We start from the raw sequence: 15,556 nt of genomic DNA, 5'->3' as shown, positions 1-15,556 counted from the left end.
TACCAGCAAAGAAGTTACTTAAACTTTTAGCAAATACTTAAGATGAGTATAAACTCTGAAACAATAAATTCTCTTTGATTTTCTGACAATTAATGGCACTTTTGCAAGAAACCTGCTATTACTATTATGGCCGGTAAAGACGATGATTTTATCCCATAACCATTGTAAAATCAAGTTGGTATTGAGAACACAATGATCGCGCATTAAATGGATTAAAGCAGTTTTTTTAGCCTTTCCTTTAAACTAGGATCGTCAATTTTTTCTATTTCTTTTAATAGTCCGTCAATTTTTGATTGCATCTTCTCCCCACCTTTTTCTAGCCCTTTTTTATAATTTGGATCGGCGAGCAGTTTCTGATATTCCTTAACTTTGTTTTCAAACATATTTAGAGTTGCATACTCTAATTCAGGGTATTGATTCCTTTGTCTATATTCCTCATACTCTTCCTCAGCTATTTTTATCTTTTCATACTCTTCTTTCTTTTCAAGGATTTCACAAATATCTTCACTAAGCTTATAAGTTACATTTACTTTAAATCTTACAAAACATCCTTCTGGCTTTTCTTGATCGGAACTGTGAGACACGATTTTAACAATCTCGAATATCTCGTTTTCTGTTGAAAATAAGAGGCATAAAGAACCTTCGCGAAAATCCTCTTTCGCTTGCTTTATAGTTTTGAGTGAAGAGTGAAAATAATCTATATTCTCACTATCATTAGCCAGGGTAGTTGCCTTGGCAATAAGAGCACTATCAGTCAAGACATCTAGTTTAATAAATTTACCATTTTGTGGTGTGCTGGTTATCAGTGCTTGATCTTTACGAGGGTGTTTTTTATCATATTTTATTTCATACTCCCTAATTATTTCTGGACTCCACCGAGGCAAGTGACTATATTTATTTTTCAAATGCTCAATCAATTTGTTTGTTAAATTTAAGTTTTGGATACTAATACATAATTCTCCCTTACCTTTAAGACCTGTCTGAGTTAGATTAGATGACCCTATGATCGAAAAACCTATATTAGAGCTTTTTGCTTTCATACTACTACCTAAAAAACAATAGGCTTTGAGATGAAAATTATCTTTCCTATGAGATTCATCATCAATTATACGAGATTTATCATCAATACTTTCCGGGCAGATAAAATCAACATTGTTCGTCTTGATTTTCTGGGAGGTTGATAAACTTAATATTTTTTGAATATCACTAGGCTTATTAAAATCATCCTTTGTTCCGATAGCAATCATAACTTCCGTATTTTTATTTAAAGAAGGGTGTACAAGAATTTTTTCTATTTGGTCCACCCCATCATTAGTAACAAAAGCAGAAAATAAATAAATTTTATCCCAAGAGTATTCCTCACAGTTTAATAAAAAATGTATTGTATTTTCCAAGCTGTTTTGAGGGTCTTGCAAAATCACAAATCTTTTAAAAACAATCATTGTAAATACCTCCAATTAATTGATATAAAACTTTCAGGCAAGATGTAAACCACCATTTGATTATCTTCCCTAAAACTGCGCGATCGCACCTAATAAAGTTGACTAAAAACATAATCAGCCAACTCAATCAAAGCCTACTTGGACTCCGACGGCGGCAACCCCACCAAACGCATAACCGCAGACTGATCGGACTTAGCCTGTAATTCCCGCGATCGCCTGGGATGTTTGAAAGGTTACTCATGGGCTTAACAAGGGATAGAGAGGGAAACGCATGGAGAAATTATAACTGTTGCAGTCGAGCTTGAACCAATTTTTGAATATTTGTGGCAGAGATTGGATTTATGAGAGTTACGCACAGCAAAGAAACCGGGTTTTTCACTTAGTTAAAGGCCGGGATGCCGTATTTTCGCAAAAAAACCTGGTTTCTAATCACCCGTGTTTTACTCATAATTTAAAAATGTTCCAGCAGAGATTTTTCTTGTGCATAAACCTTTCGCAGCGACTCCAGTCCGATCGCACTTAACATCAATTTAATCACCCCCACCATTTCCCCCCACTCCAACAATTCAGAAACACAAACAGCTTTCTGAAATCTATCCGCATAGAAATCCACCCAAAAATCCGGCGCGTGTCTCTCCTTCTGACTCGCCCAACGGCGCTTCCAATAACCAAAATCTAAACCAGAGGGCGATTCCACTCCCAAAACAGGCGGAAAGTCGGCATAACTCACAAACCGACTCATCCCTTTGGCGTGCACGTACAGGATATGCGCCCAGCACTCGAAGCGATATATTTGTTCTACCTTGATTTTCAGCAGCCGCGCGATCGCCTCTTTCGTCACAAACCGGCTCAATCTGTGTCTGGGGGTTGATTTTCGCGAAAATTTTGTTAACATGATGCTAAGCAAATCCTTTGTAAAGAGTGCAAACTTTTGTAAAGGGATTGAATTTGGATAGGCGATCGCTTTTTAGTTTTCCAGACCTGGGGGCGATCGCTTTTTACATTATAACTCTATGACTTATATTAGTCACTTGTCAAGAGGTTATGGGATTAATTAAGTTGCGGGTTCGAGAATTTGCGGCCGAGAAAGGCTGGACTCTAAAAGAAGTTTCAGAGCGATCGGGAGTAGTCTACAGTACGCTCAGAACCTATGCCCGATCGCCTGGATTAGCAACTGTTGATGTGACCGCCTTGCACAAGTTGGCGAGGACTTTTGATTTGTCGATCGAAGATTTGTATGAAATTGTGCAGGAATAGTCGATCGCAGTTATTAGCGGGTTGGAATGACTTCTTTAATGGTTGAGTTGTTAGAAATTCCCCAAGCACAAAACGTAGTTGTTACAGACGACGCGCTAACAGTCGATCTATCCCATGGTCGTACTATTTCTGTTCCTTTAGCTTGGTATCCTCGGCTATTGCATAGCACACCAAACGCACGCAATAATTGGCGATTTATTGGTGGAAATGATGGAATCCACTGGCCTGATATTGAGGAAGACATTAGCATCAAAAATATTATTCTCGGTAAACCATCTGGAGAAAGTCAGAAGTCATTTCAGCGGTGGTTAGAGGAACGCAGGAAGATAGTCTAATCCAAAATTCGGTGGCATCGGAATTGATATTACCCACAGTCAGGACACGGCAGTGCCGTTTCCCTACAATTAATCGGTGATGGTTACATCCGAGCGAGAAAGATTGATTATTTTGGGTAGGGAAACGGCATTGCCGTGTCCTCCTTTGCTTAAAAAAAGCGCCTGAGTTACCTCAGACGCATACCATAAAATCAACAAATTGTCAACCCTAACCTAACCGTTCAAAGCCTCAGCACCGCCGCAAACTTCTAGGATTTCCTGAGTAATTGCCGCTTGCCGCGCCTTGTTATAAGTCAGCGTCAAACTACCAATCAAATCGCTAGCATTCTCACTAGCATTGTTCATCGCCGTCATCCGCGCCGCCAACTCGCTAGCAGCAGACTCTTGCAAAGCCCGCAGCAATTGGTTGTTCAAATACAAGGGCAAAAGAGCCTCCAGAATTTGCGCCGGATCTTGCTCGAAAATCATGTCTCTGGGCAAGCTCTTCGTAGGTGAAGCAACCTTCTCGCGCGATACTTGAAACTGTCCGCCTTGCGATGTCAAGCGGAAGATTTCATCATCAGGAGTTTCCAAACCTTGGGGGTCGAGGGGCAGCAAGGTTTGAATTACCGGACGCGAACTAATTAGCGACACAAACTTGGTGTAAATTAACTCAACTCTGTCCACAGTTCCCGACAGGAACAAAGAAAGCAATTCGTCAGCAATCATGGCTGCTTCCGGTGCTGTGGGAATTTGTTCCAAGTTAGCGTAAGTAGCATCAATCGGCTGTTCGCGGCGCTGGAAATACTGAGTAGCTTTGCGTCCTACCAACACGTATTTGTAGTCTAAGCCTTCAGCTTTGATTTCCTTAGCGCGATTTTCGGCGTATCTGATGATATTGCTGTTGTAGCCGCCGCACAAACCCCGATCGCCCGAAACTACCAACAGTCCCACCGATCGCACTTCGCGTTTTTTCAGCAGCGGCAAATCCAGGTTTTCAAACTGCAAGCGTTCCGCCAAACCGTATAATACCTCGGCCAGTCGATCGGCAAAAGGCCGAGTAGCAGTCACCTGTTCTTGAGCGCGGCGCACCTTTGCAGCGGCCACCAAGCGCATTGCTTCTGTAATCTTTTTAGTGTTCTTGACCGACTTAATGCGATCGCGAATAGTTTTCAGATTTGCCATAACTTTCTCCTTACATCCTTGCCCGCATCTTCTTAATTAAAACCGCAGATTAACGCAGAGTAACGCAGATTAACTTCAGATTATCTGCGTTAATCCGCGTTCATCTGCGGTTCAAAATTCCTACTTGTCTACGCAGAAACTAGAAAACTTTGCTTGTATTCAGTGATGCCTTCTTTCAGCAGCTTCTCAGCTTCATCAGTCAAAGCTTTTCCGCCTTGAACAATTTCGCCGTACTTCGGCTTGCTAGTCCGCAAATAGTCGCGCAAACCAACAGTAAACTTGGTGACTTTTTCCACAGGAATGTCATCCATATAGCCGTTAATACCGGCATAGATTACAGCCACTTGTTCGTTCATCGGCAGAGGCGAACTTTGGGGCTGTTTCAACAGTTCCCGCAAGCGCTGACCGCGCGACAATTGATTCTGAGTAGCTTTATCCAAGTCAGAAGCAAACTGAGAAAATGCTGCCAGTTCTTCAAACTGTGCCAATTCCAATTTCACCTTACCGGCTACTTTTTTCATCGCCTTAGTTTGAGCTGCCGAACCTACCCGCGATACCGAAATACCGGGGTTTACTGCAGGACGCAAACCAGCGTTAAACAAGTCAGAAGAAAGGAAGATTTGACCGTCGGTAATCGAAATTACGTTCGTCGGAATGTAAGCAGAAACGTCACCAGCTTGGGTTTCGATAATTGGCAAAGCAGTCATGCTGCCTTCGCCCAAATCGTCGCTCAATTTAGCAGCGCGTTCTAGCAAGCGAGAGTGCAGGTAAAACACGTCTCCGGGATAAGCTTCGCGACCGGGAGGACGGCGCAGCAACAAGGACATTTGGCGGTAAGCTTGTGCTTGTTTGGAAAGGTCATCGTAAATGACCAAAGTGTGCTTGCCTTTGTACATGAAATACTCGGCTAAGCTAGCACCTGTGTAGGGAGCCAAGTATTGCAGGGTTGCGGGGTCGCTAGCGTTGGCTGCTACTACGATCGTGTAGTCCATCGCGCCCTTTTCTTGCAGGACGTTGACGATGTTAGCTACTGTAGAAGCTTTTTGACCGATCGCCACGTAAACGCAGATCACGTTTTCCGATTTTTGGTTAATAATCGTGTCGATCGCGATCGCAGTTTTACCGGTTTGTCTGTCACCGATAATCAGTTCCCGCTGTCCTCTTCCCACCGGAATCATCGCATCAATAGCGGTAATTCCTGTTTGCATCGGTTCGTAAACAGAACGGCGAGAAACAATCCCCGGTGCCGGAGATTCAATCAAGCGAGATTCAGTAGTTTTAATTTCTCCTTTGCCGTCAATCGGACGGGCCAAAGCATCAACTACCCGTCCCAACATTGCTTCACCCACGGGGACTTCAGCAATTCTGCCAGTAGCAGTAACTGCCGAACCTTCTTGAATGCCGAGGCCTTGGCCCATCAACACTGCACCCACGTTATCTTGTTCGAGGTTCAGTGCAATGCCCACGGTGCCGTCGGCAAATTCTAGCAACTCCCCAGACATAGCTTTATCCAAGCCATAAATCCGAGCAATGCCGTCGCCTACTTGCAGAACAGTACCGACGTTAGAGACTTTTACGTCTTGGTCGTACTGTTCAATTTGCTGGCGAATAATGCTGCTAATTTCGTCAGGTCTGATTGCTGCCATGTTAGTTATTATTTGTCAGTTGTCAGTTGTTAGTTGTCTGTCGATGTTTTCGGCAAGAAAGAATAGGGATTTGGTAGTAAGATTTTGGGACTAACAACTCAAAAACAGAAATTAATTTATTCCTGCTTCCTGTTTTATTCTTCCTTCTTCCTTTTTCCTGCTTCCTTCTTCCTTCCTCCTGCTTCCTTAAATCAGGAATTCAAGCGAATTCCTAGACGGCGCAATTGTCCCCGCAGGCTGGCATCAATTACTTGAGAGCCTACTTTGATTACCACACCGCCGATTAAATCTGCGTCTATTTTGGTTTCAATTTCTACTTGACTAGCGCTGGTCATCGCCTGCACTTTCTCGCGAACAGTCTGCTGTTGAGCGTCTGAAAGCGGGACAGCCGATGTAACTTCAGCCAATACTGTTTGGTTTAGTTCTCGGAGCCTTGCCAAGTATTGTTTGCCAATCCCTTCTAAAAAAAGAATTCTTCCTTTGTCTACTAATAGCTTCAGAAAGCTGTGCATCAAGGGGCTCATTTCTTCACCCGCTATTTGCTGAATCACGGCTTTTTTAGCATCCGGTTTTACCAGCGGATTGGCTAAAAATTGACGCAAGTCTTCCGAACCTTCTAGCAGGCTCAGCAAGGAACGAATGTCTTCGCCGAACTTCTCTGAGAGATTGTTGGACTGAGCCAGTGACATCAAGGCAGATGCGTAAGGCTGTAAGACTTCTGTGCTGACTGTACTCACGTTTTAGCCTCCCAGTAACGCAATGCTGCGATCGATTAATTGGTGTTGAGCGCCGTCGTCCAAGCTAGTTTTTAGCTGGCTTTCCACCTTTGCTAATGCCAGAGATACAACCGCCGAGCGCAGTTGGGCGATCGCTCTTTCCCGCTCCGCTTCCAACTCTTGACCTGCTGTTGCTCTCATGCGTTCAACGTCTTGCGCTGCCTGAGCTAGAATTGCTTCTTTTGCTTTCTTGGCAGTTTCTTCAGCAGCGGCACGAATTCGTTCCGCTTCTGCTTGCGCTTGAGTCAATTTTTGCTGTTGCTCTGCTAGAGCTGCTGCTGCATCTTTTTGGCGTTTTTCTGCTTCTTGAATCGCCTCTTGGATAGCCGAACGCCTCTCTGTCAGGATTTTACCTACAAATCCGCGCCCGAAATAAAACAGCACTGCAATAATAATGACCAGGTTAATCAGGTTGGTTTCTAAAATATCGAAATTTAAACCGAAACCACCTTCGCCGCTAGCTTCTGTGGCTAGCAATAAAACAGTCCCCATGATACTCTTCCATAATTGCGCGTGCAGATTGGGTGAAGCGATTTTAGATTTGAGATTCCATCAAAAATCTAAAACTCTTCGGTCTCGCTATTTGGCCAGCGACTGCCCTAATAGCTTTTCGAGAATTTGGCCGCTGAGCGCGTCTACTTGTTGTTCTAGTGAGCGCATTGCTTCTTGCTTTTGCTGCTCTATTTCTTGCCCAGCCTTTTCTCGCGCGACTTGAGCTTCTTGTTGAGCCTCAGCTACTTTTGCTGCCCCAATTTTTTGGGCATCAGCTTGAGCAGCAGCAATTACTGATTGAGACTGTTTGCGAGTTTCTCCCAGTTTTTGCTCGTACTGCTGCGCTAGTTGCTGAGCTTTTGCCAAGCGTTCTTGGGCGGATACTTGAGTGTTGCGAATGTAATCGGCGCGATCGTCAATTGACTTGCTCAGCGGCTTGTAAAAAATTACATTCAAGACTGCGACTAGAATTAAAAACTGCACCGCCATCAGAGGCAGCGTAGCATCTAGATCAAACAGTCCCCCTTCCTTAGCCGCTTCTTCAACTGCTAGTAATACTGTCCAGTGCATCATGATTTTTTGACGGCTTCCATCTAATTCGCTTAATCGATTTTAGATTTGAGATTTTGGATTAGAATCGCCAAAACCTCAAATCTAAAATTTCAAATTATTATGCGAAGGGGTTGGCAAACAGCAGCACTAGGGCTACGACCAAACCGTAAATTGTGAGCGCTTCCATGAACGCCAAACTCAACAGCAAGGTGCCGCGAATTTTACCTTCTGCTTCCGGCTGACGGGCAATCCCTTCTACAGCCTGACCTGCTGCATTACCTTGACCGATGCCAGGGCCGATTGCAGCTAAACCTACTGCCAAAGCGGCGGCAATTACGGAAGCGGCAGCAACTGTTGGGTTCATGATGATTTTCCTTATCTAAAGTACAAAATTGAGAACAGATAGTCTACAGAATTGTCCGATTTAACGGGAGGAAGTTTGAGCTCAGAATTTTTCTTTTTCCTCCTTCATTCTTCGCCGTTTATCGTTAGTTAATCGTGGTGTTCTTCGCCGTGACCGCCTTCTAGAGCTTCACCTATGTAGGCTGCGGCTAAGGTTGCAAAAATCAAAGCTTGAATTGCACTGGTAAATAGTCCCAGAACCATCACTGGCAGAGGAACAAATAAAGGCACTAGCAACACTAGCACTCCGACCACCAATTCGTCCGCAAGAATGTTGCCAAACAAACGGAAACTTAGGGACAGAGGCTTAGTGAAATCTTCTATGATTTTGAACGGCAACATGAAAGGCACCGGTTCAACATAGTGGGCGAAATACCCCAAGCCGCTTTTGCTGAGACCTGCATAAAAATATGCTAGAGAAGTCAGCAGTGCAAATGCTACCGTCGTGTTGATGTCAGCGGTAGGAGCTCCCAATTCGCCTGATGGCAGCTTAATCAGCTTCCAAGGAATTAGAGCACCAGACCAGTTTGACACAAAGATGAACAGAAATAATGTACCAATAAACGGTACCCAAGGGCGATATTCTTTTTCCCCAATTTGGTTTTTAGCCAAGTCCCGAATAAATTCCAGCGCATACTCCATAAAATTTTGCATTCCGCTGGGAATTCGCTGGATTTTGCTGGTTCCTAAAATCGAAACTACGACTAAAACAGCAATTACAAACCACGAGGTTAGAAAAACCTGTCCATGAACTTTCAGATTGCCGAGTTGCCAGTACAACTGCTGGCCAACTTCCAATTTGGCGAGGGGGAAACGATTAAAGGTGTTTAGAACGTCAAGCATTGCCATTCAACGGGCTTCCCCATACAAATCGATGAGTTGAGTTTTGCTCTTCTTACCTGACTTACCTGTAATCTAGTGCTAATGCACTTCGGATCACGTAAACCATCAGCGCAGCTTTGTAAGTCAGAAATCCCAAAAATATCGGTAAAATCTGTAGCTGATTCCACTGTGTTCCTACTATCATCACCGCGAAAAACAAACCGAGCCTTGTCTTGCTGATGCGTTGATTTTGGCTGCCGATTCGTTCAACGTCTCTAGCCAACATCTTTAAGTAAACCACACCGGTGACCGCCCCAAGCAAATAATTCAGGGCAATGTTGAGGGAGTAAAAAATCCAAACGGAGATAAAAATAATCGCCGTAAAAGCAAGGGTGTACGCCAACAACTCTTGTTGGAGGCGATAAAAGTCTTGCATGGGATTCGTTGTCTCGGACGAGACTGTCGAGACTGTTGAGACTGTGCCAGCTTGAGGAATATCCTCGGTTGCTGGTGTGGGTTCGGTGGGTGTGTTTTGCGTGTTCACGAAGCTCAGAAACTAATGCAGGTAGCAGGCGAGTGCTTTGCAAACTCAGAAAAATAATACCACGCTGCGGTAACAATACTTAAAATAAAATTAATCATATTTTCGGAATTTGGTGTCTGGCGCTTCGGAAACCTCAAGCCGTTAAATGTCCGATCGACCTCACCCTACCTCTCCTACCGCCAGACCGCACTTGGTTACACATTGTTCTCCTGATTCTCACTAATTAAGCCTCACTTAGTGAGATGGGACAGAGACCGATCGCCCGAATCGATGAGGTAACTCTCCCTCGTCTGCCTCTGCGCGCTTCAAGAGTTAATTCTAATTCGATCTCATTCAATAACCTTAAACTCTTGAAGCGCCGGGAGAAAGTTTTTATTCTCGTGGCTCGATCGACTAAGCTTAATCAAAGCAAATCGCTGTAGCGGCTGCAAACTCGCCCACTGGGCCAAAGAAATTGTCACGCCGAGCTCTTGCGCTTTTGCTGAAACCGACTCCGGTACAGTTGCAGCATCCATCCAGGGGGGATTTTCATCAACCGCCAAATCAGTTCCCGGTTTGCCTGTCTGTTGAATTAATACTTGGTTTAGCTTTTCTCGGTAATCAATAATTTCTGCTTCTGTCAAGCAAGGTAACTCTACAAGACTTTGCCGTTCTGCTTGGTTGAAATGATTCCAATCCTGCAACTTCAATTTAATGCCGCAAGTATCTAATTTGAGACGTACTTGCATCGGAATGCAGCGTAAAGCTTCGACAAAATCAGCTTCAAATTCAAAGAATGTCATAGATGTATAGACTTGCAAACTAGATTTTTTTTATTAACCGCAGAGGGCGCAGAGAGCACAGAGTAAGAGAAGAGAGAGAAATCGATGCAGGTTTTTTGCTTTCTATCAATAATTGCAGAAAATGCGATCGCCATTTATAATTAAATAATATTACAAACTATTGACATGGATACCGTAGACTACCTTCGGATTAGCTTGATAGACCGCTGCAACTTCCGCTGTCTCTACTGTATGCCGGAAGGTAGCGAGTTGGACTATGTATTGCAGCAGCAGTTGTTAACTCACTCGGAATTGCTAACTCTGCTGCGGGAAGTTTTTATACCCGTGGGATTTACCAAGTTTCGCTTGACAGGAGGGGAACCGCTGCTGCGGCCTGGGGTGGTGGATTTGGTGAGGTCGATCGCCTCGATGCCCGAAACGCGAGATTTGTCAATGACAACTAATGGCTTTTTGTTGGCGGGAATGGCGGAAAATCTCTACAAAGCTGGTTTGCGCCGGATTAATATTAGTTTGGATTCCTTGGAACCAGAGACGTTTGATAAGATAATTGGTAGTCGGGGACGATCGCGATGGACGCAGGTTTGGGAGGGAATTCAAGCGGCTTATCAAGCAGGATTCGACCCGCTGAAACTGAATGTTGTGGTAATTCCCGGTGTGAATGACAGCGAAATATTGGATTTAGCGGCGCTAACAATTAACCGGAATTGGCACGTTCGATTTATTGAGTTTATGCCGATCGGCAATGGGGAGTTATTTGGCGATAAAGGTTGGGTAGCATCAGCCGAATTGCGACAACAAATTAGCGACAAATACGGGTTAGCCGAGTCGGGTGTGCGCGGAAATGGGCCGGCGGATGTGTTTCAAATTCCGGGGGCCAAGGGCACTTTAGGATTTATCAGCCAAATGTCCGAGTGTTTTTGCGATCGCTGCAACCGGATGCGTTTGTCTTCTGACGGGTGGCTGCGGCCTTGTCTGCTGAACGAAACGGGGCAAATTGACTTAAAAACTGCTTTACGGGATGGGGTGTCTACAGGCGAATTGCGCGATCGAGTGCGGCACATATTAGAGATTAAACCGGAGATTAATTTCAAGCAGCGAGATTCGGGAACTACTCAAGGAAATTACAGCCGCACCATGTCTCAAATCGGTGGCTGAACTAACCGACATAGAGCGCTGAAGAAATAAAATACTTAAGGCAATACTTGAGTATAATTGTCACAGTATTCGATTCTCAACAAACTCGATGACCATCAAGCCGATTCGGTGGGTTGGCCCTGCCCGCGAAGAAATCCAATCTCTTCCTGAAGATGCCCGAAAAGAAGCCGGTTTTTCACTTTGGACTCTCCAGCAGGGCATACAACCACCAGACTTTAAACCGATGTCGATCGTAGGTAAAGGCGTTGAAGAAATTCGGATTCGGACAGAAAATGCCTATCGGGTTTTCTATATTGCTAGATTTGAAGAAGCTATTTATGTGCTCCATGCCTTCCAAAAGAAAACTCAGAAAACAGCTCAGAAAAATATCGAAGTTGGGCAGAAACGCTACCAAGATTTGTTACAAAATCGTTTAAACTCAAGAGAACCGGAACAATGAGCGAAAATACTATTACCCAAGCAGTCGATAATATCTTTCTAGACCTCGGATTCTCATCTGAAGAAGCTGATAACTTACTAATCCGATCGCAACTAATTCTCGCCCTGACTCATCAGATTAAAGAGCGCGGTTGGACTCTCGATCAAACGGCTCAACATCTCCAACAGTCCAACGATCGAATCAAAGCTCTAACTCAAGGTAAAATAGGGCAGTTTTCCGTTGACAGTCTGATTGCAATGCTCAATAAAGTAGGTATGACTGTCAAAGTCGAAATTTGCCCCAAGGTAGCTTAGGTGAAAATTATGCAATTTGGCGCATTCTACAACTGAAACTCTCCTCCCAAAACTTGTCCAGCCGTTAAATTCAACTGCGGAAAAGTCGGCGATATCAGCGCTTGTTCCCCTTGAAAAACCCCAACTTCGACATACTCACCTGATTCTAGTCGTAGTACCGCTACTCTCTCCTCTTGAGGGTCAACAATCCAATATTCAGGGATACCCCGCGCTGCATATTGAGCTCGTTTACTAATGTAATCGCGATCGCGCCCAACTCTACCTGGACTAACAACCTCGACAACCAACTGAGGAGGTGGCATAGTTTGGGTGATGGTTAGCCTGGTTGCTGTCAGCAAGATGTGTTCGGGGCGCAAAACCACCAAATCTGGGTAGCGGTTAGCTGCGTCGCCCTCCCGCAGGATCGGAACTTGGATTTCGCACATATGTGTTCTGATCAGCCTCAGTGGGATGAACCCGCTACTAGCCAGAGTGAATAGTAGATAGTTAGCAATGAAATTGTTGGGGCCCGATTCTGGTGGCAATGTTACTAACTCTCCATCAATTAATTCGTAGCGGTTGTCGGTGTCGTCCTCATAGGTGAGGTACTCTTCAAAGGTAAGTTTCTGTTTGTGGACTTGTGTCATCTTTTACCTTCCAGGATTGCTATTGTTATTAAAATATTTACACATCCGAGGGAAGCGGCGGTCGCAGTGATTTTCATTGAATTAACAAGCTGGGTAGCACTGTCCGATCGAGACAGGGCGATCGGCTCGACATCTCCGACGGCTGGCACGGCTGCCACGGCTCCAAAATTGCACCATATAGCGCGGTGTGGGTGAGTTTGAGGTAGATTGAATGGTGAGGACTGCCACGGCTGGCACAATTGCACCTAACCACGGTTGGAGCGGTGGGAGTGTTGCGGGTCTAGCGCGGTCGCTCGGAGCGGTTCAGAGCGGTCACAAACAATTAACCCGCCAGTGTTGGAGTCTAGCGGGTTAATTGTTTGTAGTGGTTTATGTCAATAGTAAATGTTTAATAGAGATATGATATTATATTGGCTTTAGGCTCTGGACTTACAACTGCCTATAAATAAATAGAAAAAACTCATAATAATTATTTAATTTATTATTAGTTTTAATGTGTTAAACCATTACAAAATTTGAGTCAATTTTTATGAAGAAAAACGTATTTTCTATTTTATTAAATGAAGAAATCACATCAGGTGATGATAGACTCAACTATGAATCGTATAAAAATCTATTATTAAAATGTAAATTTTGTCATCAAGCTGTTTTCTTTAAGAAATCAAGTAATTTTAACAAGCAGGGTATAAAAAGAGTAGCTCATTTTTCACATTATAAGGATATAGGGTATAATCCTTGTCCTGAGAGAACTGAGAGTAATACTAGCACAGGAGAAACGGATTCAGAGGGTAGAAAACAAAGTTTAGAAAAATATCAGAAAAGAATACAAGACATCCTTTATAGAGGAATAGTTTTTTATCAAAAAATCACATTTTTAAAACTTGAAGAACGTATAAAAGAAGGCGAAATTTTAATAAATCAATATGAAATTAATATCAATAAATGGTTAAATCAGTTTTACGAAAAAAGAGGCATTATTAAAAAATTGGCATTAACTTTGTATCATAATAAATCATCTCAAATAGAGTGTGATATTTTTTCAAATATAGTTTATTATCTGTGTTTTCCTGCTAGTGTGGATATTTTAAAGCAAATCCTTTATTATGTATTTCTTTTTGATAAAGAGGTTTTTTTTAGTAACGATTTTGATAAAGTTTCTTTTAAAGCGCTTACATTAATAAGTTATATTAAATTGGGTGAGGAATATTTACGAGCCAAAGAAAGTTTAGCAATTTTTAATGAAGATAATATTACAGAGGATGTATTAACTGAAGATAGAAAATTAGAAAGCGAAATAGTTGAGCCTAAGATGGTGACAACTACCAACCAATTTGGACAACGTTATATATATTATATTATAGAAGAAATAAAGTTAGATTATTATTTATGTACTCCTAAATTAAACAAAAAAGGTGAGAGAACTTTTCACAAAATTAGAGGACGACAATCTGAAGAAATCAGTATTAGTTGGCGTGAAGAGAAAGATGGTGGATATTTGATTCTACGGAATAACAGCAGAATTGTGGCAACTTTTTCATTAACGGTGAATAGGACTATTAAATGGAATCCTTTACCTGTGTATTTCGCAACTGAGAATATTATTGCAAGACCTTTATTATTTTCAAATATTGATAAAGATCATATTGAGAGTGACAATTTATATCAATTTTTTCTACAATGGATAAAATCAGATGATTTTATTATCAATCGAATTGCATGGGAAGATCACTATCCTTCTGAATTTATTAAGTTATTGTTTATTTTTATAGCCTATATGACCGAGTATTCACGTTTGACAATATCAACGGGAGACGATTCAATTCTAGAAAAAAATGTAGATGTCGAAAATATAGATAATCACTATAATAAATTATTACATCAATTAGTAGGAGACTCTAAATTATTGAAAAACCGTTATTTAACATCTAAATTACCTATACCAAAATTAAATGTGAATCCTTTATAAAAAATAAAATTGCTTATCCTATGAGACTTGGATGACAGGGCATAATCTAACCTAAAACTTTAGTGTTTTTTTTAGAATATTGTGCCATTATAGTTTTTAGTTGTTTAAAAACTTCAATCTCATCATTCTATGGAAAACTCAGAAGATAAACCTAATCCCGCTATTGAAGCTGCTAAAAAGACAGCTTCTGAACCTAATCCCGCTATTGAAGCTGCTAAAAAGACAGCTTCTGAGCCTAATCCCGCTATTGAAGCTGCTAAAAAGACAGCTTCTAACCCTAACCCAGCTATAGAAGACACCGAATCATAATCCCGTCTACAAACACGTCGTTTTAGAGGTTTCACGCTTTTAATCAGGAAATTACTGTTTCTTGATTTGTAAGGGTTACAGGGCTTAGGCGGGGAAATGTGAGTTTTCTCCGCCTAGCTTGATTTATAGATGTTTCAGCCTCTAAATCAGGATATGCTCTTATCCTGATTTAGTAAAGTAACGTGCCTGATATTTGTTGGTCTTCTTAACTGGTTCCCAGGCCTTAGCCTGGGAACGAGCAAACACCTACGCTTTGCGCTTCCGACGGCGAATCAGCACACTCATCACTTGGTTCGGATTAGCTGCACGTTGTACGGGACTCCAATCGCCAACTTGGGCAAATCCCAGGCGGTACAAGGTGAGTATGGTTTCCCTGACACCCTTGGGCGAACCTGTAACCGTTACACACACCACATCCTGTTCCGATTCTGCTGCTGAGTCGTCATTTGGCCGTGCAAATTTGTTGTCGTCAGGCAAGAATTCCTGTGACATAATATGTTCTCCTGGTTTTGGGTTTTCTAGAAAAACCCAAAAACCCAGCCGCCCCGCATTTC

21 protein-coding genes are annotated in these 15,556 nt (G+C 42.7%); 8 read left to right on the top strand and 13 right to left on the bottom strand.

Annotation, left to right across the window (positions count from 1 at the left end; all coding sequences use genetic code 11):
- Positions 1-212: 212 nt before the first annotated feature.
- Complete coding sequence (locus tag QUA38_RS12565; RefSeq protein WP_333162181.1) at positions 213-1,442, bottom strand: hypothetical protein; 1,230 nt, start codon at positions 1,440-1,442, stop codon at positions 213-215.
- A 451-nt stretch (positions 1,443-1,893) separates the two neighbouring features.
- Positions 1,894-2,337, bottom strand: a complete 444-nt coding sequence (locus QUA38_RS12560) for a hypothetical protein (RefSeq protein ID WP_333162179.1) — start codon at positions 2,335-2,337, stop codon at positions 1,894-1,896.
- A gap of 149 nt (positions 2,338-2,486) precedes the next feature.
- Here QUA38_RS12560 and QUA38_RS12555 point away from each other — a divergent pair, with 149 nt between their 5' ends.
- On the top strand, positions 2,487-2,699 hold the full coding sequence (locus QUA38_RS12555) for a helix-turn-helix transcriptional regulator (protein ID WP_332958465.1): 213 nt from the start codon (positions 2,487-2,489) through the stop codon (positions 2,697-2,699).
- Between the two features lie 26 nt (positions 2,700-2,725).
- Positions 2,726-3,034 (top strand): DUF2442 domain-containing protein, encoded by a 309-nt coding sequence (locus QUA38_RS12550; RefSeq protein WP_333162177.1) that lies wholly within the window; start codon positions 2,726-2,728, stop codon positions 3,032-3,034.
- A gap of 213 nt (positions 3,035-3,247) precedes the next feature.
- Here QUA38_RS12550 and QUA38_RS12545 read toward each other — a convergent pair whose 3' ends face one another.
- The 9 genes from QUA38_RS12545 to QUA38_RS12505 form a co-directional block, all read right to left on the bottom strand.
- Entirely contained in the window at positions 3,248-4,198 is a 951-nt protein-coding gene (locus QUA38_RS12545) for a F0F1 ATP synthase subunit gamma (RefSeq protein WP_333162175.1), read from the bottom strand.
- A 128-nt stretch (positions 4,199-4,326) separates the two neighbouring features.
- A complete protein-coding gene (gene atpA, locus QUA38_RS12540) occupies positions 4,327-5,844 on the bottom strand; it encodes a F0F1 ATP synthase subunit alpha (protein ID WP_333162173.1) in 1,518 nt (505 codons plus the stop codon).
- A gap of 191 nt (positions 5,845-6,035) precedes the next feature.
- Positions 6,036-6,581: an ATP synthase F1 subunit delta gene (gene atpH, locus QUA38_RS12535; protein WP_333037345.1), complete on the bottom strand. Its 546-nt coding sequence runs from the start codon at positions 6,579-6,581 to the stop codon at positions 6,036-6,038.
- 3 nt (positions 6,582-6,584) lie between these two features.
- On the bottom strand, positions 6,585-7,112 hold the full coding sequence (locus QUA38_RS12530) for a F0F1 ATP synthase subunit B (RefSeq protein ID WP_333048365.1): 528 nt from the start codon (positions 7,110-7,112) through the stop codon (positions 6,585-6,587).
- Positions 7,113-7,199: 87 nt separating this feature from the next.
- Positions 7,200-7,685: a F0F1 ATP synthase subunit B' gene (locus QUA38_RS12525; RefSeq protein WP_242717123.1), complete on the bottom strand. Its 486-nt coding sequence runs from the start codon at positions 7,683-7,685 to the stop codon at positions 7,200-7,202.
- Between the two features lie 97 nt (positions 7,686-7,782).
- A complete protein-coding gene (atpE, locus tag QUA38_RS12520) occupies positions 7,783-8,028 on the bottom strand; it encodes an ATP synthase F0 subunit C (protein WP_006631105.1) in 246 nt (81 codons plus the stop codon).
- Positions 8,029-8,156: 128 nt separating this feature from the next.
- Positions 8,157-8,915, bottom strand: a complete 759-nt coding sequence (atpB, locus tag QUA38_RS12515; RefSeq protein WP_242717111.1) for a F0F1 ATP synthase subunit A — start codon at positions 8,913-8,915, stop codon at positions 8,157-8,159.
- Between the two features lie 55 nt (positions 8,916-8,970).
- Positions 8,971-9,432, bottom strand: a complete 462-nt coding sequence (locus tag QUA38_RS12510) for an ATP synthase subunit I (protein WP_333037348.1) — start codon at positions 9,430-9,432, stop codon at positions 8,971-8,973.
- Positions 9,433-9,761: 329 nt separating this feature from the next.
- Complete coding sequence (locus tag QUA38_RS12505) at positions 9,762-10,214, bottom strand: nitrate reductase associated protein (protein WP_333162170.1); 453 nt, start codon at positions 10,212-10,214, stop codon at positions 9,762-9,764.
- A 165-nt stretch (positions 10,215-10,379) separates the two neighbouring features.
- Between QUA38_RS12505 and moaA the strand changes: the two genes are divergently transcribed.
- The 3 genes from moaA (at position 10,380) to QUA38_RS12490 (ending at position 12,101) form a co-directional block, all read left to right on the top strand.
- Positions 10,380-11,369 (top strand): GTP 3',8-cyclase MoaA, encoded by a 990-nt coding sequence (gene moaA, locus QUA38_RS12500; protein WP_333162168.1) that lies wholly within the window; start codon positions 10,380-10,382, stop codon positions 11,367-11,369.
- A gap of 88 nt (positions 11,370-11,457) precedes the next feature.
- Positions 11,458-11,808, top strand: a complete 351-nt coding sequence (locus QUA38_RS12495; protein ID WP_293206221.1) for a type II toxin-antitoxin system RelE/ParE family toxin — start codon at positions 11,458-11,460, stop codon at positions 11,806-11,808.
- Positions 11,805-12,101 (top strand): helix-turn-helix domain-containing protein, encoded by a 297-nt coding sequence (locus tag QUA38_RS12490; protein WP_242717105.1) that lies wholly within the window; start codon positions 11,805-11,807, stop codon positions 12,099-12,101. The genes QUA38_RS12495 and QUA38_RS12490 overlap by 4 nt, the downstream gene beginning before the upstream one ends.
- A 26-nt stretch (positions 12,102-12,127) precedes the next feature.
- On the opposite strand, the gene QUA38_RS12485 is transcribed toward QUA38_RS12490, so the two are convergent.
- Positions 12,128-12,727 (bottom strand): Uma2 family endonuclease, encoded by a 600-nt coding sequence (locus QUA38_RS12485; RefSeq protein WP_333162163.1) that lies wholly within the window; start codon positions 12,725-12,727, stop codon positions 12,128-12,130.
- Positions 12,728-12,793: 66 nt separating this feature from the next.
- Here QUA38_RS12485 and QUA38_RS12480 point away from each other — a divergent pair, with 66 nt between their 5' ends.
- From QUA38_RS12480 to QUA38_RS12470, 3 genes are all read left to right on the top strand, one after another.
- On the top strand, positions 12,794-12,922 hold the full coding sequence (locus QUA38_RS12480; protein WP_333162161.1) for a hypothetical protein: 129 nt from the start codon (positions 12,794-12,796) through the stop codon (positions 12,920-12,922).
- A gap of 334 nt (positions 12,923-13,256) precedes the next feature.
- Positions 13,257-14,693 carry a hypothetical protein gene (locus QUA38_RS12475; protein WP_333162158.1) on the top strand — a complete coding sequence of 479 codons (1,437 nt, stop codon included), beginning with the start codon at positions 13,257-13,259 and terminating at the stop codon, positions 14,691-14,693.
- Positions 14,694-14,822: 129 nt separating this feature from the next.
- A complete protein-coding gene (locus QUA38_RS12470) occupies positions 14,823-15,002 on the top strand; it encodes a hypothetical protein (protein ID WP_333162156.1) in 180 nt (59 codons plus the stop codon).
- A 246-nt stretch (positions 15,003-15,248) separates the two neighbouring features.
- Here QUA38_RS12470 and QUA38_RS12465 read toward each other — a convergent pair.
- A partial coding sequence (locus tag QUA38_RS12465; protein ID WP_333162154.1) for a hypothetical protein occupies positions 15,249-15,556 on the bottom strand: 308 nt, incomplete at its 5' end.

This window comes from Microcoleus sp. Pol12B4, assembly GCF_036701385.1.
In the GTDB taxonomy this organism is placed as follows: Bacteria; Cyanobacteriota; Cyanobacteriia; order Cyanobacteriales; family Microcoleaceae; genus Microcoleus.
The sequence above is the reverse complement of the archived record's forward strand: the minus strand, read 5'-3'. Positions and strand labels throughout refer to the sequence as shown.